The organism is Kocuria rosea, from assembly GCF_006094695.1.
GTDB lineage: Bacteria > Actinomycetota > Actinomycetes > Actinomycetales > Micrococcaceae > Kocuria > Kocuria rosea.
This window is the reverse complement of record NZ_CP035103.1, coordinates 2,013,716-2,031,995: the sequence shown is the minus strand read 5'-3', so window position 1 is coordinate 2,031,995 and position 18,280 is coordinate 2,013,716. Positions and strand designations below refer to the sequence as shown.

The 18,280-nt window shown below is 73.5% G+C and carries 18 protein-coding genes; all 18 read right to left on the bottom strand.

Annotated elements, in window-relative coordinates:
* Window positions 1-2: 2 nt before the first annotated feature.
* Window positions 3-1,208: a methionine adenosyltransferase gene (gene metK / locus EQG70_RS09455; protein WP_035928490.1), complete on the bottom strand. Its 1,206-nt coding sequence runs from the start codon at window positions 1,206-1,208 to the stop codon at window positions 3-5.
* A 70-nt stretch (window positions 1,209-1,278) separates the two neighbouring features.
* Window positions 1,279-2,511, bottom strand: coding sequence for a bifunctional phosphopantothenoylcysteine decarboxylase/phosphopantothenate--cysteine ligase CoaBC (gene coaBC / locus EQG70_RS09450; RefSeq protein WP_017832310.1), 1,233 nt, complete (start codon window positions 2,509-2,511; stop codon window positions 1,279-1,281).
* Between the two features lie 34 nt (window positions 2,512-2,545).
* Complete coding sequence (gene rpoZ, locus EQG70_RS18520; RefSeq protein ID WP_017832309.1) at window positions 2,546-3,103, bottom strand: DNA-directed RNA polymerase subunit omega; 558 nt, start codon at window positions 3,101-3,103, stop codon at window positions 2,546-2,548.
* A 29-nt stretch (window positions 3,104-3,132) separates the two neighbouring features.
* Window positions 3,133-3,732, bottom strand: coding sequence for a guanylate kinase (gene gmk, locus EQG70_RS09440; RefSeq protein WP_031282390.1), 600 nt, complete (start codon window positions 3,730-3,732; stop codon window positions 3,133-3,135).
* 68 nt (window positions 3,733-3,800) lie between these two features.
* Window positions 3,801-4,115 (bottom strand): integration host factor, actinobacterial type, encoded by a 315-nt coding sequence (gene mihF / locus EQG70_RS09435; protein WP_017832307.1) that lies wholly within the window; start codon window positions 4,113-4,115, stop codon window positions 3,801-3,803.
* 176 nt (window positions 4,116-4,291) lie between these two features.
* Window positions 4,292-5,209, bottom strand: a complete 918-nt coding sequence (gene pyrF / locus EQG70_RS09430) for an orotidine-5'-phosphate decarboxylase (RefSeq protein WP_017832306.1) — start codon at window positions 5,207-5,209, stop codon at window positions 4,292-4,294.
* Window positions 5,202-8,522, bottom strand: a complete 3,321-nt coding sequence (gene carB, locus EQG70_RS09425) for a carbamoyl-phosphate synthase large subunit (RefSeq protein ID WP_035928498.1) — start codon at window positions 8,520-8,522, stop codon at window positions 5,202-5,204. Before carB ends, pyrF begins: the two co-directional genes overlap by 8 nt.
* A 1-nt stretch (window position 8,523) precedes the next feature.
* Complete coding sequence (gene carA / locus EQG70_RS09420) at window positions 8,524-9,780, bottom strand: glutamine-hydrolyzing carbamoyl-phosphate synthase small subunit (RefSeq protein WP_109269159.1); 1,257 nt, start codon at window positions 9,778-9,780, stop codon at window positions 8,524-8,526.
* A 61-nt stretch (window positions 9,781-9,841) separates the two neighbouring features.
* The gene (locus EQG70_RS09415) at window positions 9,842-10,345 is read right to left on the bottom strand and encodes a PH-like domain-containing protein (RefSeq protein WP_109269158.1); all 504 of its coding nucleotides are present in this window, start codon (window positions 10,343-10,345) and stop codon (window positions 9,842-9,844) included.
* A 40-nt stretch (window positions 10,346-10,385) separates the two neighbouring features.
* Complete coding sequence (locus EQG70_RS09410; protein WP_017832302.1) at window positions 10,386-11,702, bottom strand: dihydroorotase; 1,317 nt, start codon at window positions 11,700-11,702, stop codon at window positions 10,386-10,388.
* Window positions 11,703-11,708: 6 nt separating this feature from the next.
* Window positions 11,709-12,707: an aspartate carbamoyltransferase catalytic subunit gene (locus tag EQG70_RS09405; RefSeq protein WP_017832301.1), complete on the bottom strand. Its 999-nt coding sequence runs from the start codon at window positions 12,705-12,707 to the stop codon at window positions 11,709-11,711.
* Complete coding sequence (pyrR, locus tag EQG70_RS09400) at window positions 12,704-13,327, bottom strand: bifunctional pyr operon transcriptional regulator/uracil phosphoribosyltransferase PyrR (protein ID WP_017832300.1); 624 nt, start codon at window positions 13,325-13,327, stop codon at window positions 12,704-12,706. The genes EQG70_RS09405 and pyrR overlap by 4 nt, the downstream gene beginning before the upstream one ends.
* A gap of 417 nt (window positions 13,328-13,744) precedes the next feature.
* Window positions 13,745-14,122, bottom strand: a complete 378-nt coding sequence (locus tag EQG70_RS09395) for an ATP-binding cassette domain-containing protein (RefSeq protein WP_109269156.1) — start codon at window positions 14,120-14,122, stop codon at window positions 13,745-13,747.
* Between the two features lie 71 nt (window positions 14,123-14,193).
* Window positions 14,194-14,604 carry a transcription antitermination factor NusB gene (gene nusB / locus EQG70_RS09390; protein ID WP_031282389.1) on the bottom strand — a complete coding sequence of 137 codons (411 nt, stop codon included), beginning with the start codon at window positions 14,602-14,604 and terminating at the stop codon, window positions 14,194-14,196.
* The gene (efp, locus tag EQG70_RS09385) at window positions 14,601-15,164 is read right to left on the bottom strand and encodes an elongation factor P (protein WP_017832295.1); all 564 of its coding nucleotides are present in this window, start codon (window positions 15,162-15,164) and stop codon (window positions 14,601-14,603) included. Before efp ends, nusB begins: the two co-directional genes overlap by 4 nt.
* Window positions 15,165-15,240: 76 nt before the next feature.
* Entirely contained in the window at window positions 15,241-16,356 is a 1,116-nt protein-coding gene (gene aroB, locus EQG70_RS09380) for a 3-dehydroquinate synthase (RefSeq protein WP_017832294.1), read from the bottom strand.
* Entirely contained in the window at window positions 16,353-16,964 is a 612-nt protein-coding gene (locus EQG70_RS09375) for a shikimate kinase (protein WP_109269155.1), read from the bottom strand. The genes aroB and EQG70_RS09375 overlap by 4 nt, the downstream gene beginning before the upstream one ends.
* Window positions 16,961-18,280, bottom strand: coding sequence for a chorismate synthase (gene aroC, locus EQG70_RS09370; RefSeq protein WP_109269154.1), 1,320 nt, complete (start codon window positions 18,278-18,280; stop codon window positions 16,961-16,963). The genes EQG70_RS09375 and aroC overlap by 4 nt, the downstream gene beginning before the upstream one ends.

Below are 18,280 nucleotides of genomic sequence, written 5' to 3'. Positions count from 1 at the left end.
GGTCAGACCCCGGCGGCCGACCGCAGGTCCGCGACGCGGTCGGTGCGCTCCCAGGTGAACTCGGGCTCGGAGCGGCCGAAGTGCCCGTGCGCGGCGGTGCGCGCGTAGATGGGGCGCTTGAGATCGAGGTCCTCGATGATGGCCAGCGGCCGCAGGTCGAAGACCTCACGGATGGCGTGCTCGATCCGGGTGGGGGCGACCTTCTCGGTGCCGAAGGTCTCGACGTAGAGCCCGACGGGGGCGGCGCGCCCGATCGCGTACGCGACCTGGACCTCCACGCGGTCGGCGAGGCCGGCCGCCACGACGTTCTTGGCCACCCAGCGCATCGCGTAGGCGGCGGAGCGGTCCACCTTCGAGGGGTCCTTGCCGGAGAAGGCGCCCCCGCCGTGGCGGGCCATGCCGCCGTAGGTGTCCACGATGATCTTGCGGCCGGTCAGACCGGCGTCCCCCACGGGCCCGCCGCGCACGAAGTTGCCGGCCGGGTTGATGATCACCTGGGTGCCGGAGAGGTCCAGCCCGGACTCCTCGAGCACGGGGCTGATCACGCTGCGGCGCAGGTCGGAGGCGAGCTGGTCGAGGTCGTAGCCCTCGACGTGCTGGGCGGAGACCACCACGGTGTCCACGGCCACGGGGCGGTCGCCGTCGTAGCCGAGGGTGACCTGGGTCTTGCCGTCGGGGCGCAGACCCGGCAGCACGGCGGTCTTGCGCACGCGGGTGAGCTGCTCGGAGAGGCGGTGGGCGATGTGGATCGGCGCCGGCATCAGCACCTCGGTCTCGTTGGAGGCGTAGCCGAACATGATGCCCTGGTCCCCGGCGCCCTGGGCGTCGCGGGCGTCGCGGGCGGTGCCCTCGCGGACCTCGAGGGACTGGAACACGCCCTCGTAGATCTCCGGGGACTGCTCCCCGACGCTGATGGACACCCCGCAGAACTCGCCGTCGAAGCCGTGCACCGAGGAGTTGTAGCCGATGTCGAGCAGCGTCTTGCGCACCACGTTGGGGATCTCCACGTAGCCGCGGGTCTTCACCTCGCCGGCGACGTGCACCAGCCCGGTGGTCACCATGGTCTCGACCGCCACGGAGGACTCGGGGTCCTGGCGCAGGAGGTCGTCCAGGATGGAGTCGCTGATCTGGTCGCAGATCTTGTCGGGGTGTCCCTCCGTGACGGACTCGGAGGTGAACAGTCTCAGGTGCTGGGTCGTCTCGCTCACGGGAGACCACACTACCGGGCGCCCCGGACGGCGCAGCGCCGCACCGGTCGGCGCCGCCGGCTCGGGCGGGTCAGGCTCCGGCGCGGACGCCGGCCAGTTCCTGGGCGATCCGCGCCACGAGCCCGCGGGCCACGTCCGTCTTGGAGCCCTCGAGCACCTGCTCGGGGGCCCCGGCCGCGCTGAGCACGGTCAGGGTGGTGGTGTCCTGGCCGAAGACGAGGTTCTCGCCCACGTGGTTGACGGCCAGCAGGTCGCAGCCCTTGCGCACGAGCTTCCGGCGCCCGAACGTCAGGGGGTCGGTCTCGGCGTCCCCGGTCTCGGCGGCGAAGCCGACGAGGAGCTGGCGGCGCCGGGCGGTGTTGCGCAGGTCCACGAGCTCCTTGAGGATGTCGGGGTTGCGCACCAGCTCGAGCACGGGGTTGGACCCGTCCTCGGCCTTCTTCAGCTTGGCGTCGGCGATCCGGGCCGGGCGGTAGTCGGCCACCGCGGCGGCCATCACCACGACGTCGGCCCGCGCCGCGGCGCGCACGCAGGCGCGGCGCAGCTGCTCGGCGGTGCCGGCGTGCACGACCTCGACGCCGGCGGGCACCGGCGTCTCGAGGTGGGCGGCCACGAGGGTGACCGCGGCACCGGCGTCCCGGGCGGCGGCGGCGATCGCCACGCCCTGCTTGCCGGAGGAGCGGTTGCCCAGGAAACGGACGGGGTCCAGCGGCTCGCGGGTGCCGCCCGCGCTCACGAGCACCCGCGTGCCGGCCAGCGGGCCGTCGGGGGCGCCGCCGTCCCCGGCCAGGCGAAGCGCGGCGTCGCGGACGACCTCGGGCTCGGGCAGCCGGCCGGGGCCCGAGTCGGGGCCGGTGAGCCGGCCGTCGGCGGGCTCCAGGACGGTGTGCCCGTGGGCGCGCAGCTGCGCGACGTTGGCCTGCACGGCCGGGTTGAGCCACATCTCGGTGTGCATCGCCGGGGCGAACAGCACCGGGGCGCGCGTGGCGAGCAGCGTGGTGGTCAGCAGGTCGTCGGCGTGCCCGTGGGCGGCGCGCGCCAGCAGGTCGGCGGTCGCCGGGGCGACGACGACGAGGTCGGCGGCCTGGCCCTGGTGGACGTGGTTGACCTCGTCCACGCGGTCGAAGACGTCCGTGCTGACCCGCTGGCCCGAGAGCGCCTCCCAGGTGGGGGCGCCGACGAAGCGCAGCGCGGCCTCGGTGGGGACGGGCACCACCGTGTGGCCGCTCTCGGTGAACAGGCGCAGGAGCAGCGCCGCCTTGTACGCGGCGATGCCCCCGCCGATGCCGAGGACGATCCTCACGCCGCCGCGCCCCGTCGTCGGGGTGCCGGCCGGCTCACAGGTCCTGGAGGTCCCCGGGCTCGCGCCCCGGCTCCTCCGGAGCGGCGTCCGCCGCGTCGCCGGCGCCGTCGGAGGCGTTGTCGGCGGCGATGGCCGCGCCGCTGCCGGGCAGGTCGCCCAGCGGCTCGGCGGGGCTGTCGTCGCCCGAGGAGAAGTCCACCGAGGTGCCGCCGGAGAAGGCGGCGTCCGCGGAGAAGTCCACGGCGCTCTCCTCGGTGCCCTGGGCGAAGAAGTCGGCGCCGAAGACGTCGGCGGCGAGGTCGGCCTCCGTGGTGAGCTGGCCGTTCTCGGCGAACCCGGCGTGCTCGACCGGGCGACCCTCGATGAGGCCCTCGTCGATCTCGCGGAAGGCGATCGACAGCGGCTTCTCGTTGAGCTGGGTATCCACGAGGGGACCGACGTACTCGAAGAGGCCCTCGTGCAGCTGCGAGTAGTAGGCATTGATCTGCCGGGCCCGCCGGGCGCCGAAGATCACGAGTCCGTACTTGGAGTCGGACTTCTTCAGCAGGGCGTCGATCGGCGGGTTGATGATGCCTTCGGTGTGGGTAGACAAGCGATTGCTCCAGACGGGGTGGACGGGTCTCAGGATGCCGGCTCGGGGTCGACCCCCATGAGCTGCACGAGTTCGGCGGCGGCGCGCTCGACCCGGTCGTTGATCACGGTGTGGTCGAACTCCGGCTCTGCCGCGAGCTCCAGTTTAGCGGTTTCCAGCCGGACCCGCTGTTCGGCCGCCGTCTCGGTGCCCCGGCCGACGAGCCGGGCGACCATCTCGTCCCAGCTGGGCGGGGCGAGGAACACGAAGTTGGCCTCCGGCATGGTGTTGCGGATCTGGCGGGCGCCCTGCAGGTCGATCTCGAGCAGGACGCTGAGCCCGCGCTCGAGGGCCCGCTCCACGGTGGAGCGCAGCGTGCCGTAGCGGTGCGAGTTGTGCACCACGGCCCACTCCAGCAGCTGCCCGTCGCGGGCCATGGCGTCGAACTCCTCGTCGGAGACGAAGAAGTAGTGGGTGCCGTCGACCTCCCCGGGGCGGGGGTCCCGGGTGGTCGCGGACACGGACAGCCACACCTGCGGGTAGTGGTCCCGGACGTAGGTCGAGACCGTGCCCTTGCCCACGGCCGTGGGTCCGGCGAGCACGGTCAGGGACGGGCGCGCGGCGCGGGGCGCGTCGAGGCTCACGGGCATCCTCCTGGGACTGGGGTGTTTCCCCCAATCTAGCGGATCGCGCCCGGGGCCTCCGCGCCCCGCCCGGCTCAGCGGTCCAGGTGCTCGATGAGCGCCCTGCGCTGGTGCACGCCGAGCCCGCGCAGCCGCCGGGTGCGGGCGATGCCGATCTCGTCCATGATGGCCGCGGAGCGGACCTTGCCGATGCCGGGGGTGGCCTCGAGCAGGTCCGAGACCTTCAGCCGGCTCACGGCCTCGTCCCGGTCCGCGCGGTCGAGGATCTCGGCGACCGTCATGCGGCGCTCGCGCAGGCCCTTCTTCACGTCGGCGCGCGCCGTCCGTGCCCGGGTCGCCTTCTCCCTCGCGGCGGCTCGCTCCTCGTCGGTCAACGGACGCAGTGCCATGTGGTTCCTCCTCGTCGCCACGGACTGCAGCCCCCGTCCCACGAGAGGACGGACAGCCCGTTTGCTAAAGAAACTACATGAAGAACGATGCTTCGCAAGGCGACACGACCGTTGTGTGACCAGGGGTGTCGTCGCCGGGGAGCCGGCGGGAGGAGGCGCGGGACCACCGCGGGGGCTCAGTCCAGGGCTGCCGCCAGCTCCCCTGCCGAGCGCAGGACCGCCTCCCGCAGCGCCGGCACCTCCGGTCCCCGGCGCAGGATCGCCCGGCTCGAGGCCGCGAGCACCTGCCCGGCCGCGGCGCCGAACACGGCCGGGAGCTCCTCGGCGCGGGCGCCCTGCGCGCCGTAGCCGGGGGCGAGCAGCGGCCCGCGCACCGCCGTCAGGTCGATGCCGAGCTCGGTCAGCGCGCTGCCGACCGTGGCGCCCACCACGAGCCCGCAGGAGCCGAGACCGGCCCGGGCGGCCGGCTCTCCCCCGGAACCGCGGAGCCGGTCGTTCTCGGCGGCCGCCGCGGCGCACACGGAGCCGGCGACGGACTCCCGGCCCCCGACGTGCTGGACGGAGCGACCCTCGGGGTTGGAGGTCAGCGCCAGCACGAACGTGCCGCGGCCGGTGCGGGCCGCCAGGTCGAGGGCCGGGCGCAGCGACTCGAAGCCGAGGTAGGGGCTCAAGGTCACGGCGTCCGCCGCGAGCGGGGACCCCTCCCCCAGCCACGCGGCCGCGTAGGCCTCCATCGTGGAGCCGATGTCCCCGCGCTTGGCGTCGGCGACCGTCAGCAGCTCCGCCGAGCGCGCCTGCGCGAGCAGCTCCTCGAGCACGGCGAAGCCGGCGGCGCCGTAGGGCTCGAACAGCGCCACCTGGGGCTTGATCGCGGCGGCGTGCCCGGCGGCGGCCTCCAGGACCGTGAGCGCGAACCGGCGCAGGCCCTCGGCGGAGCGGGGCAAGCCCCACGCGTCCAGCAGGCCGGGGTGCGGGTCGATGCCCACGCACAGGGGCCCGTGCTCGTCCATCGCGGCGCCCAGCCGCGCGCCGAAGGGCGCCCGGCCGGGCGCCGGGGTCACGGGGCCGGGCGCCGGGGCGGTGTCCTCAGGCACGCACGGCCTCGGGCTCGCCGGCGCGCAGAAGGACCTCCAGGCGCTGCTCGTGCTCCTGCAGGCTGGTCACGTCCCACGAGTAGGAGCGCAGCGCGGTGACGGCCTGCAGGGCGGCGCCCAGCACGGAGACCGTGGTCATCAGGGGCACGCCCACGCTGGTGGCCGCGGCGCGGATCTCGTAGCCGTCGCCGCGGGCGGCGCCGCCGGCCGGGGTGTTGAAGATCAGGTCGATCTCCCCGTCGGCGATGAGGTCCACGATGGTCCGCTCCCCGGGGGCCGTCTCGCGGATCTTGCGGACCACGGTGGACTCGATGCCGTTGCGGCGCAGCACGTCCGCGGTGCCGCCGGTGGCGAGGATCTCGAAGCCGAGGTCGCGGAACATCCGCACGTAGGCGATCGAGGAGCGCTTGTCCTTGTTGGCCACGGACACGAACATCCGCCCGGACGTGGGCAGGGAGACGTTCGCCGCCGCCTGCGCCTTGGCGAAGGCGGTGTCGAAGTACTTGTCCAGGCCCATGACCTCGCCGGTGGAGCGCATCTCCGGGCCGAGCAGGGAGTCGACCACCGCCCCCTCGGCGGTGCGGAAGCGCGCGAAGGGCAGGACGGCCTCCTTCACGGCCACGGGGGCCGAGGCGGGCAGCGTGGACCCGTCGATCCGCTGCGGCAGGTGGCCCTGGGCCCGCAGCTGGGCGATGGTGGTGCCGGTGCCGATGAGGGCGGCGGCCTTGGCCAGCTGCACGCCCGTGGCCTTGGAGACGAACGGCACGGTGCGGGAGGCCCGCGGGTTGGCCTCGATGACGTAGAGGATGTCGGAGGCCACGGCGAACTGGATGTTGATGAGCCCGCACACGCCCACGCCGCGGGCGATGGCCAGGGTGGCCTCGCGCACGCGCTCGACCACGTCCGGGCCGAGGGTGATGGACGGCAGGGTGCACGCGGAGTCCCCGGAGTGGATGCCGGCCTCCTCGAGGTGCTCCATGACGCCGCCCACGTAGAGGTCCGTCCCGTCGTAGAGGGCGTCCACGTCGATCTCGATGGCGTCCTCGAGGAACTTGTCGATCAGCGCGGGCCGCGAGGCGGAGACCTCGGTGGCGTTCTGCAGGTAGCGGGCCAGGGCGGGCTCGTCGTAGACGATCTCCATGCCGCGGCCGCCGAGCACGTACGAGGGGCGCACGAGCACCGGGTAGCCGATGTCGTCCGCGATCCGCTTGGCGGCCTCGAAGGTGGACGCCGTGCCGTTCTTCGGCTGGCGCAGCCCGGCCTCGGCGAGCACCCGGGCGAACTCCCCGCGGTCCTCGGCGAGGTCGATGGCCTCCGGGGTGGTGCCGAGGATCGGCACGCCCGCGGCCTTGAGCTGGGCGGCGAGCTTGAGCGGGGTCTGCCCGCCGAGCTGCACGAACACCCCGAGCAGCCCGCCGGTGCGCCGCTCCGTCTCGACGACCTCCATGACGTCCTCGAAGGTCAGCGGTTCGAAGTACAGCCGCGTGGAGACGTCGTAGTCGGTGGAGACGGTCTCCGGGTTGCAGTTGACCATCACGGTCTCGTGCCCGGCCTCGCGCAGCACCATGGAGGCGTGCACGCACGAGTAGTCGAACTCGATGCCCTGCCCGATCCGGTTCGGCCCGGAGCCGAGGATCATGATGGAGGGCCGCTCGTGCCGGCCGACCTCGCTCTCCTCGTCGTAGGAGGAGTAGTGGTACGGGGTGAACGCCTCGAACTCCGCCGCGCACGTGTCCACGGTCTTGAACACGGGGCGGATGCCCAGCGCGTGGCGCACGCCGCGGACCACGTCCTCGGCCAGGTGGGCGAGCTCGCCGATCTGGGCGTCGGAGAAGCCGTGCCGCTTGGCCAGGCGCAGGGTGCGCACCGTGAGGTCGGCGTCCTGGCGCACCACGTCCGCGACCTCGTTGAGCAGCACCAGCTGGTCGAGGAACCAGGGGTCGATGCCCGTGGCCTCGTAGAGCCGCTCCACGGACGCGCCGGCCAGCAGGGCCTGCTGGACCTGCTGGATCCGCTCGGTGGTGGGCGTGCGGGTGGCGTCGACGAGCCGCGCCAGGGCGTCGTCGTCGAGCTCGGGGCGCACGAACGAGAAGCTGGAGCCCTTCTGCTCGAGGGAGCGCATGGCCTTCTGCAGCGCCTCGGTGAAGTTGCGCCCGATCGCCATGGCCTCGCCGACCGACTTCATGGTGGTGGTCAGCGTGGGGTCCGCGGCCGGGAACTTCTCGAACGCGAAGCGCGGGATCTTCACGACGACGTAGTCCAGCGTCGGTTCGAAGGACGCGGGGGTCTTGCGGGTGATGTCGTTGGGGATCTCGTCGAGGGTGTAGCCCAGCGACAGCTTCGTGGCGATCTTGGCGATCGGGAAGCCCGTGGCCTTGGAGGCGAGGGCCGAGGAGCGGGAGACGCGCGGGTTCATCTCGATGACGACGACGCGGCCGGTGTCCGGCTCGATCGCGAACTGGATGTTGCACCCACCGGTGTCCACGCCGACCTCGCGGATCACGGCGATCGCGATGTCCCGCAGGTTCTGGTACTCGCGGTCGGTCAGCGTCATGGCCGGGGCCACGGTGATCGAGTCCCCGGTGTGCACGCCCACGGGGTCGAAGTTCTCGATGGAGCACACGACCACGACGTTGTCGTTCTTGTCGCGCATCATCTCCAGCTCGTACTCCTTCCAGCCGAGGATGGACTCCTCGAGGAGCACCTCGGAGGTGGGGCTGTACTGGATGCCGGCGCCGGCGATGCGGTGCAGGTCCTCCTCGTCGTAGGCCAGGCCCGAGCCGAGGCCGCCCATCGTGAAGGACGGGCGGACCACCATGGGGTAGCCCAGCTCCTGGGCGGCGGCCAGGGCCTCGGGCATGGAGTGCACGATGACGGAGCGGGCGGACTCGGCGCCGCAGCGCTCCACCACGCCCTTGAACTTCTCGCGGTCCTCGCCCAGGTTGATGGCCTCGACGTTGGCGCCGATCAGCTCCACCCCGTACTTGTCGAGCACGCCGTTGGCGTCGAGGGCGATCGCCGTGTTGAGCGCGGTCTGCCCGCCCAGGGTGGGCAGCAGGGCGTCGGGCCGCTCCTTGGCGATGATCTTCTCCACCACCTCGGGGGTGATGGGCTCCACGTAGGTGGCGTCGGCGAACTCGGGGTCGGTCATGATGGTCGCCGGGTTGGAGTTCACGAGGATGACCCGCAGGCCCTCCTCCTTGAGCACCCGGAGGGCCTGCGTGCCCGAGTAGTCGAACTCCGCGGCCTGTCCGATGACGATCGGCCCGGAGCCGATGACCAGAACGCTGGTGAGATCTGTCCTGCGCGGCATGTCAGTTCTGCCCTTCTTCCTGTGCGTTCGGGGTGTCCTCGGAGCTCTGGGCGCCCTGGGCGCCGCCGGGGACGGCGTTGTCGATGGTCGGGTCGGCGCGGCCGTCCCGGTGGCTGTCCATCAGCTCGATGAACCGGCCGAAGAGGTAGGAGGCGTCGTGCGGGCCGGCGGCGGCCTCCGGGTGGTACTGCACCGAGAACGCGGGCAGGTCGAGGCAGTTGAGGCCCTCCACCACGTCGTCGTTGAGGCACACGTGGCTGACCTCGACGCGGCCGAACTCGCCCCGGGGCGCCTCGACCGGGCCGTCCAGGGGCGCGTCCACGGCGAAGCCGTGGTTGTGGGCGGTGATCTCCACGCGCCCGGTCCGCCGGTCCAGGACCGGCTGGTTGATCCCGCGGTGGCCGAAGACCAGCTTGTAGGTGCCGAAGCCCAGGGCCCGGCCGAGCAGCTGGTTGCCGAAGCAGATGCCGAAGAACGGGATCCCGGCGCGCAGCACCTCCCGCAGCGTCTCGATCTGCCGCTCGGCGGTGGCGGGGTCGCCGGGGCCGTTGGAGAAGAACACCCCGCGCGGGGCCAGGGCCCGGATCTGCTCGAAGCCGGTGTCGGCGGGCACCACGTGCACGCGCACCCCGCGCTCGGCGAAGCGGTGCGGGGTCATCGACTTGATGCCGAGGTCCACCGCCACCAGCTCGTGCAGGACCTCGCCGGTCCAGCCGTGCTCGGCGGGCTCCACGACGTAGGCCTCCGGGGCGGAGACGGTCTCCGCGAGCCGGCGCCCCTCCATCCGCTCGGCGGCGCCGACCTCGGCCACGAGCTCGGCGTCGGGGCGCAGCGCGGCGTCCCCGGAGAAGATCCCGCCGCGCATCGCGCCGCGGTCCCGCAGGTGGCGGGTGATGGCGCGGGTGTCGACGTCCTGGATGCCGACGACGCCCTGCGCCGCCAGCTGCTCGTCGAGGGACCCCTCGGAGCGCCAGTTGGACGGGCGGCGGGCGGCGTCGCGCACGACGTAGCCGGACACCCAGATCCGCCGCGACTCGGCGTCGGCGGCGTTGACGCCGGTGTTGCCGATGTGCGGGGCGGTCTGCACGACGAGCTGGCCGGCGTAGGACGGGTCGGTGATGGTCTCCTGGTAGCCGGTCATGCCGGTGGAGAACACGGCCTCGCCGAGGGCGGTGCCGAGGGCGCCGTAGGCGCGGCCGCGGAAGACGCGGCCGTCCTCCAGCACGAGCACGGCGGGGTCAGTGGTGATCGAGCTCAAGGTCGTCCTCACGTTCGGGTCTGTGGGTCGGGAAGGCGGGGCGGCGGGCGCCGCCGGCGGGTCAGGAGTGCGGTGCCGGGACGATCGCCTCCACGGCGTCGAGGAGACGCTGCTTGTCCTCGGCCCGCTGGGTGCGGAAGCCGGTGTCCACCACGGTGGAGCCCAGCCGCCAGGTCAGCACGGCGAGCCCGTCCCGCTCCACGAACTTGCCGACCATCCCGGAGCTGGTGCCCACGGACACGAGGTCGGCGGCGGGGACGAACAGGCCCGGGGCGCCCTGCCGGTCCAGGAGCACGCCGTCGTCGTGGACCAGGGCCGTCGCCCGGGCGCGCACGCCCAGTCCGTGGGCCGCGATCCGCTCGAGCGGGGCGCCGGTCTCCGTGGTGCTCACGTACATGCCCGGGACCACGAGCCGGGGCTCGCGCTCCTCGATCCCCTCGGGCGGCGCGGCCGGCGCCGCGATCCCCGACTGGCGTCGCACGCGCGTGCGCCAGCCCCGGCGGAGCAGGGCGAAGAGCACGGCGAGGACGATGACCGTGACGAGCACGGTGCTGAGCTGGTCCATGGGACGGGGGCCTCCGGGCGGTGGAAGGGGGCCGGCGCGGTCAGGCGGCGGGGGTCGGGGCGGGGGTGTTGAGGGCCCCGTCGAGGACGGTGGGGTGGCCGCGGAAGAAGGTGGCGCGGACCGCGCCGGGCAGCTCCATGCCGCGGTAGGGGCTGTTGCGGCCCTTGGACGCGTGCCGGGCGGGGTCCACCACGGTGGTCGCGGCCGGGTCCCACAGGGTGAGGTGAGCGGGCTCGCCCTCCTCGAGCGGCCGGCCCTGGCCGGCGAGGCGCCCGATCCGGGCGGGGGTCGCCGAGGTGATCCGGGCGACGTCGCGCCAGGTCAGCAGGCCGGTGTCGACGAGGCTGAGCTGGACCACGGACAGCGCGGTCTCGAGCCCGGTCATCCCGTTGGCCGCGCAGGACCACTCGCACTCCTTGTCCTCGGCGGGGTGCGGGGCGTGGTCGGTGCCGATCACGTCGATGGTGCCGTCGGCCACGGCCGCGCGCAGGGCGTGCACGTCCTCGTCCGTGCGCAGCGGCGGGTTGACCTTGAACACCGGGTCGAAGCTGCGGACCCGCTCGTCGGTGAGCAGCAGGTGGTGCGGGGTGGCCTCGGCGGTGACGTCGATGCCGCGCTGCTTGGCCCAGCGGACGATGTCCACGGAGCCCCTGGTCGAGAGGTGGCAGATGTGCACGCGGGAGCCGACGTGCTCGGCGAGCAGCACGTCGCGGGCGATGATGGCCTCCTCCGCGACGGCGGGCCAGCCCGTCAGCCCGAGCTCGGCGGACACGGCGCCCTCGTTCATCTGGGCGCCCTCCGTCAGCCGCGGCTCCTGGGCGTGCTGGGCCACGACGCCGTCGAAGCCCTTGACGTACTCCAGGGCCCGGCGCATGAGCACCGGGTCGTGCACGCACATGCCGTCGTCGGAGAACATCCGCACGCCCGCGCGGGACTCGGCCATCGCCATGATCTCGGACAGCCGCTCGCCCTTCAGACCCACGGTCACGGCGCCCACGGGACGGACCTCGACCCAGCCCGCGGAGCGGCCCAGCTCGTGCACCTGCTCCACCACACCGGCGGTGTCCGCCACGGGATCGGAGTTGGCCATCGCGAAGACCGCGGTGTAGCCGCCGAGCGCGGCCGCCCGGGTGCCGGTCTCGACGGTCTCGGCGTCCTCCCGGCCGGGCTCGCGCAGGTGCGTGTGGATGTCCACGAGCCCGGGCAGGGCCACGAGCCCGGCGGCGTCGAGGATCCGGGCGTCGCCCGCGTCCGCGGCGAGGTCGGGGCCGATGCGCCGGATCACGCCGTCCTCGACGAGGATGTCGGCGGTCTGCTCGCCGAGCAGCTGGGCGCCCTGGATGAGGTACGAGGTCACGAGAGGTCAGCGCTCCTGGGGGTGCGGGGTGGAGGTGGGGTCGAGGTCGTCGCCGGAGAGCAGCAGGTAGAGCACCGACATCCGCACGGAGACGCCGTTGCGCACCTGGTCCAGGACCGTGGAGCGCGGGGAGTCCGCCGCGGCGGAGGAGATCTCCAGCCCGCGGTTCATGGGTCCCGGGTGCATGATCGCCGTGGCGGCCCCGGCGGCGTCGAGGGCGGCGACCCGCTCGGGGGTCAGCCCCCACTCCCGGGCGTACTCCTGGGCGGTCGGGAAGAACGCGGCGTGCATCCGCTCCCGCTGCACGCGCAGCATCATCACCGCGTCCGGGGCGGGGTCCAGGGCCTCGTCGAGGGAGAAGACCACCCGGCAAGGCCAGTCCGCGATGCCGACGGGCAGCAGGGTGGGCGGGGCCACGAACGTGACCCGGGCGCCCAGGGTGGTGAACAGCCACAGGTCGGAGCGGGCCACCCGGGAGTGCAGGACGTCGCCGACGATCACCACGTGCATGCCCTCGAGGTCGAGCCCGCGGGTGCTCTCGCGGCCCTCGGTGCGGGCACGGTGCTGGCGCAGGGTCATGGCGTCGAGCAGGGCCTGCGTGGGGTGCTCGTGGGTGCCGTCGCCGGCGTTGACCACCGCGGCGTCGATCCAGTCGGACTCCGCGAGCTGCTGCGGGGAGCCGGAGGCCGAGTGCCGGATCACCACGGCGTCGGCGCTCATCGCCGCGAGGGTCTGGGCGGTGTCCTTGAGGGACTCCCCCTTCGAGACCGAGGAGCCTTTCGCGGAGAAGTTGAGGACGTCCGCGGACAGGCGCTTGGCGGCCGTCTCGAAGGAGATGCGGGTGCGGGTCGAGTCCTCGAAGAAGAGGTTGACCACGGTGCGGCCCCGCAGCGCGGGGAGCTTCTTGACGGAGCGCTGGCCCACGGCGGCCATCTGGTCCGCGGTGTCCAGGAACGTCAGGGCGGCGTCGTAGGAGAGGTCCTTCGTGGACAGCAGGTGCCTCATGCGCCGGTTCCCGGCACGGTGGTCTCGATGACCACGCAGTCGGCGTTCTCCGCCGCGCGGGGCTCGGGGTCGGTCTCGGCCAGCCGGACCCGCACCTTCTCCTGGGAGGAGGTGGGCAGGTTCTTGCCCACGTGGTCGGCGCGGATGGGCAGCTCCCGGTGGCCGCGGTCGACGAGCACGGCGAGGCGGACCACGCGGGGCCGGCCGACGTCCACGAGGGCGTCGAGGGCGGCGCGCACGGTGCGCCCGGAGTACAGGACGTCGTCGACGAGGACCACGGTGCGCCCGTCGATGCCCTGCACGGGGATGCGGGTCGGCTGGGGGGCGCGGGCGGGGTTCTTGCGCAGGTCGTCGCGGAACATCGTGACGTCGAGCTGGCCGAGGCTCGCGGCGGCGTCGAAGCCGGTGTCGGAGGCGGCGATCTTGGCGGCGATCCGCTGGGCCAGCGGGTAGCCGCGGCGCGGGATGCCGAGCAGGACGAGGTCCGAGCTGCCTCTGTTGGCCTCGAGGATCTCGTGGGCGATGCGCGTCAGGGCGCGGTCGATGTCGGCTGCCGAGAGGATGACGCGCGCGGCGGCGGGTCCCGTCGAGGGACCGGCCGCGGAGGTGTCGTCGTTCATGGGTGCCGCCTCCTTCCCCGCCTCACAGGACGGACTTAAAGGTTGCTTGCTCGCCCCAAACTAGCACAGCGGCCCTGACGCCCCGGGCCCGGTGTGACGCCCGCCTCCCCCGGCGACCCCGCCCGGGCTGGGCGCTGTGGTCGGCCCGCTCCCACCGGGCGGCGGTGGCCGCGGCGGAGCCGAGGGCGACGAGCGCGACGCCCAGGACGCCGCCCGGACCGGCGCCGGCGGCGTCCGGGCCGGCCGTCCCGGCGAGGAGGGCGGGCACGGCCCAGGGGTACCACGCGCCGTGGCCGACCGCGGCGAGCACCTGAGCCACGAGGACAGTGAGGGCCACGGCCCCGGCGGTGGCCCAGGGCACGCGGGAGCGGCGCAGCTTCAGCGACTCCGCCCCGAGGGCGGCCGCCGGCTCACCGGTCACCGGGGCGCTCCTGCCGGTGCTGCGCGCCCACCAGGCGCAGGAAGTAGGCCTCGAGGTCCTCGCGGACCACCGCGAGGCCGGTGGGGGGGGCACGCCGCCGTGGACGAGGGCGGCGGCCACGGCGTCCGGGCGGTCCGCGGCGCCGGCGTCGCCGAGCACGGCCGCGGGCCCCGCGCGGTGCGCGTCGCCGCGCCCGCGGCCGAGGGCCGGACCATGCCGAGGACCGTCCGCATGACGGTGGTCTTGCCGGCGCCGTTGAGGCCCAGCAGCGCGTAGACCTTCCCCGGGCGGACCTCGAGGGTGACGCGGTCGACCGCGCGCACGGTCCCGTAGTGCTTCGAGACGCCCTGCAGGCGCAGCGCGGGAGCTGTCATGCGGACCTTCCCGGGACGCACGGTCGTGGTCCCGGAAATGGTAGCGCCCCGGGCGGGGTCCGGCGGCCCCGTCAGCCGAGCAGGGTCGGCTTCATCTGCTGCAGCCGGCCCAGCAGGCCGTTGACGAAGCGCGGGGAGTCGTCGCCCGCGAGCTCCTTGGCGAGGCTCACGGCCTCGGCCACGGCGACCCCGTCCGGGACGTCGTCGTTGAACAGCAGCTCCCAGGCCCCCACGCGCAGCACGTTGCGGTCCACCGCGGGCATCCGCTCGAGGGTCCAGCCCTGGGAGTACGTCTCGAGGTACTCGTCGAGCTCACCGCGGCGCATCGTGACGCCGAGGACGAGCTCCTCGGCGTACGGGGAGACCTGCGAGTCGCTGTGCATCCGGCGCCGCTCCATGACCTCGCGGGCGTCCTCGGAACGCTGCTCGGCCTCGAAGAGGATCTCCACGGCGCGCCGGCGCGCCTTGCCCCGGGCGCTCACTCGTTGACGCGGCCCAGGTAGTCACCCGTGCGGGTGTCGACCTTGACCTTGGTGCCCTGCTCGAGGAACAGCGGCACCTGGATCTGGTAGCCGGTCTCCACGGTGGCGGGCTTGGTGCCGCCGGTGGAGCGGTCGCCCTGCAGGCCCGGCTCGGTGTAGGTGATCTCGAGGACCACGGACGCGGGCAGCTCGATGTAGAGCGGGGCCCCCTCGTGCAGCGCGATGGTCACGTTGAGGTTCTCGAGCATGAAGTTGGCGGCGTCGCCCACCACCTCACCGGGGACGGTGATCTGGTCGTAGGTCTTGTTGTCCATGAAGACGTAGTCGGCGCCGTCCTGGTACAGGTACTGGTACTCGCTGCGGTCCACCGTGGCGGTCTCGATCTTCGCACCGGCGTTGAAGGTCTTGTCGACGACCTTCCCGGAGGTGATGTTGCGCATCTTGGTGCGCACGAACGCCCCGCCCTTGCCCGGCTTCACGTGCTGGAACTCGATCACGTTCCAGAGGTTGCCCTCCAGCTTCAGGACGGTGCCGTTCTTGATGTCGTTGGTCGTAGCCACAGGTTCTCTCTCTGGTTGTCTGCGAAGTCGGCAGGTCGGCGCGGACAGGGGGTGTCGTCCCGGACCGCGGACCAGTCTAGCTGGGCGCGCCCTCGGCGATCTCCTGGTAGCTCGCGAAGAGGATCGCGGGGTCGGGGACCTCGAGCACGCGGGGCCGGCCGACGGCGTCGAGGACGACGAAGCGCAGCAGGTTCCCGCGCGTCTTCTTGTCCCGCTTCATGACCTCGAGCAGCCGCGGCCACTGGTCCCACCGGTACGCGGTCGGCAGGCCGAGGGAGGCGAGGATGCTGCGGTGGCGCTCGACGACGTCGTCGGCCAGGTTCCCGGCGGTGCGGGCGAGCTCGGCGGCGAAGACCAGCCCCACCGAGACCGCGGCGCCGTGGCGCCACTGGTAGCGCTCGTTGTGCTCGATCGCGTGGCCGAGGGTGTGCCCGTAGTTGAGCATCTCCCGGCGGCCGGCCTCGCGCAGGTCGCCGGAGACGATCTCGGCCTTGACCCGGATGCTGCGCTCCACGAGCTCCCGGACCACCTCGGACTGCGAGTCGCGCACCGCCTCCGGGTGGGCCTCGATCAGCTCGAGGATCCGCTCGTCGGCGATGAAGCCGCACTTGACGACCTCCGCCATGCCGGTGAGCAGCTCGTTCTCGGGCAGCGTCCGCAGCGTGTCGAGGTCGCACAGCACGGCCGCGGGCGGGTGGAAGGCGCCCACGAGGTTCTTGCCCTCGGCCGTGTTGATCCCGGTCTTGCCGCCCACGGCGGCGTCGACCATGCCGAGCAGGGTGGTGGGCACGTGCACCACGCGCACCCCGCGCAGCCACGTGGCGGCCACGAACCCCGCGAGGTCGGAGACCGCTCCCCCGCCCACGGACACGATCGCGTCCGAGCGGGTGAAGTCGTTCTGCCCGAGGACCTGCCAGCAGAAGGACGCCACCTGGACGTGCTTGCCCTCCTCGGCGTCGGGGATCTCGGCGGTGAACGCCTGGTAGCCCTGTCCGCGCAGCTCCTCCATGACCACGTCGCCGGTGCTGCGCAGCGCCCGCGGGTGGATGACGAGCACGCGCTGGACCCGGTCGCCGAGCACGCGGGGGACCTCGCCGAGCAGCCCGTGTCCGACGAGGACGTCGTAGTTCTCGGCCGGGCGCTCCCCGGTGACGGGGATGGTCGTGACGGTGCGGGGAGCGGACTCGCTCATGCCTGGGCCTCCTGGGTGCTGTCGGTGGTGCCGCCGGCGCTCCGCGCGGAGCGCAGGCGGGTGAGCTCCGCCTCGAGGTCGGCGCCGATCTCGGCGACGGGCCGGTTGCCGCGGCCGTCGAGGGTGATGTCGGCGAGCTCCTCGTAGCAGGCGCGCCGGGACTCGTAGAGCTCCTGCCAGCGCCGCTCCGGGTCCGGCTGGAGCATGGGGCGGGTCCGGTTGCCGCTGATCCGGGGCAGCACGGTCTCGGTGTCCACCTGGAGGTAGGCGACGAGCTCGTGGCGCAGCAGCTCGCGGGTGGACGGGGTCAAGGGGGCGCCGCCGCCCACGGAGAAGATCGCGTTGGCGTGGTCGGGGTCCCGCAGGATCTCGGCCACGGTGTCCGCCTCGAGGTCGCGGAAGTACTTCTCGCCGTGCTCCGCGAAGATCTTCGAGATCACCCCGTACCGGGAGACGATGACCTGGTCGGCGTCCACGAAGTCGTAGCCGTAGAACTTGGACATGTGCAGGGCCAGGAAGGACTTGCCGGCGGCCATGGGCCCGATGAGCACCACGGGCCGCTGCGGGGTCTCGGCGGCGTCGACCGGGGCGGGGAACTGCGCGTTCACGCCTGGGCCTCCCCGGGCGCGGCCGCATCTGCGGGGGCCCCGGTCTCGGCGGGGGCCACGAGGGGGTCGCCCATGTGGTCGTCGCGCGCCGCGGCGGCGTCGTCCCCGAAGGCCCCGAGCTCGCCGGCGGAGTGCAGGGACTCCGGGATCGCGGCGAGGTAGGCGTCCTTGTTGCGGGCGGTCTCGGTGATCGAGTCCCCGCCGAACTTCTCCGTCACGGCGTCGGCGAGCACGAGGGCGACCATCGCCTCGGCGACCACCCCGGCGGCGGGCACGGCGCAGACGTCCGAGCGCTGGTGGTGGGCGCGGGCGGCCTCGCCGGTGGCGACGTCGACGGTGCGCAGCGCCTTCGGCACGGTGGCGATGGGCTTCATGGCCGCGCGCACGCGCAGGACGTCACCGATGGACATGCCGCCCTCGATCCCGCCGGCGCGGTTGCTCACACGGCGCACCGCGCCGTCGGCGCCGCGGGAGATCTCGTCGTGGGCCTCGGAGCCGGGCCGGGCGGCGGTCAGGAAGCCGTCCCCGACCTCGACGCCCTTGATGGCCTGGATGCCCATCAGGGCCCCGGCCAGGCGCGAGTCGAGCCGCCGGTCCCAGTGCACGTACGAGCCGAGCCCCGGGGGCAGCCCGTAGGCGAGGACCTCGACGACGCCGCCGAGGGTCTCCCCGTCCTTGTGGGCGGCGTCCACCGCCGTCACCATGGCCTCCGCCGTGGCGGGGTCGAAGCAGCGCAGGGGGTCGGCGTCGAGGCCGGGGACGTCGGAGGGCAGCGGGCGGGGGGCGTCCACCGGGGCGCTGACGGCGCCCACGGCCGTGGTGTGGGAGACGAGCTGCACGCCCACGGCCTCGAGGATCTTCGCGGCGACGGCGCCGAGGGCCACGCGCGTGGCCGTCTCCCGGGCGCTGGCGCGCTCGAGCACGGGCCGCGCCTCGTCGAAGCCGTACTTCTGCATGCCGGTGAGGTCCGCGTGGCCGGGGCGGGGGCGGGTGAGGGGGGCGTTGCGGGCGCGGCCCGCGAGCACCTCCGGGTCCACGGGGTCCGCGGACATCACCTCGCGCCACTTGGGCCACTCGGTGTTGGCGATCTCGATCGCCACCGGCCCGCCCTGGGTCACGCCGTGGCGCACGCCGCCGAGCAGGCGCACCTGGTCCTGCTCGAACTTCATCCGTGCGCCGCGCCCGTAGCCGAGCCGGCGGCGGGCCAGGGCGTCGCGGACGTCCTGGCTGGTCAGGCTCACCCCAGCCGGGACGCCCTCGATGATCCCGACGAGCGCCTCGCCGTGCGACTCGCCGGCCGTGAGCCAACGCAACAT

Coding starts and splice junctions, on each gene's coding strand:
- gmk (WP_031282390.1), bottom strand. CDS start 3,732: ATGCCCGTGAGCCTCGACGCGCCCCGCGCCGCGCGCCCGTCCCTGACC.
- mihF (WP_017832307.1), bottom strand. CDS start 4,115: ATGGCACTGCGTCCGTTGACCGACGAGGAGCGAGCCGCCGCGAGGGAG.
- carB (WP_035928498.1), bottom strand. CDS start 8,522: ATGCCGCGCAGGACAGATCTCACCAGCGTTCTGGTCATCGGCTCCGGG.
- EQG70_RS09415 (WP_109269158.1), bottom strand. CDS start 10,345: ATGGACCAGCTCAGCACCGTGCTCGTCACGGTCATCGTCCTCGCCGTG.
- EQG70_RS09405 (WP_017832301.1), bottom strand. CDS start 12,707: ATGAGGCACCTGCTGTCCACGAAGGACCTCTCCTACGACGCCGCCCTG.
- pyrR (WP_017832300.1), bottom strand. CDS start 13,327: ATGAACGACGACACCTCCGCGGCCGGTCCCTCGACGGGACCCGCCGCC.
- EQG70_RS09395 (WP_109269156.1), bottom strand. CDS start 14,122: ATGACAGCTCCCGCGCTGCGCCTGCAGGGCGTCTCGAAGCACTACGGG.
- aroB (WP_017832294.1), bottom strand. CDS start 16,356: ATGAGCGAGTCCGCTCCCCGCACCGTCACGACCATCCCCGTCACCGGG.
- aroC (WP_109269154.1), bottom strand. CDS start 18,280: ATGTTGCGTTGGCTCACGGCCGGCGAGTCGCACGGCGAGGCGCTCGTC.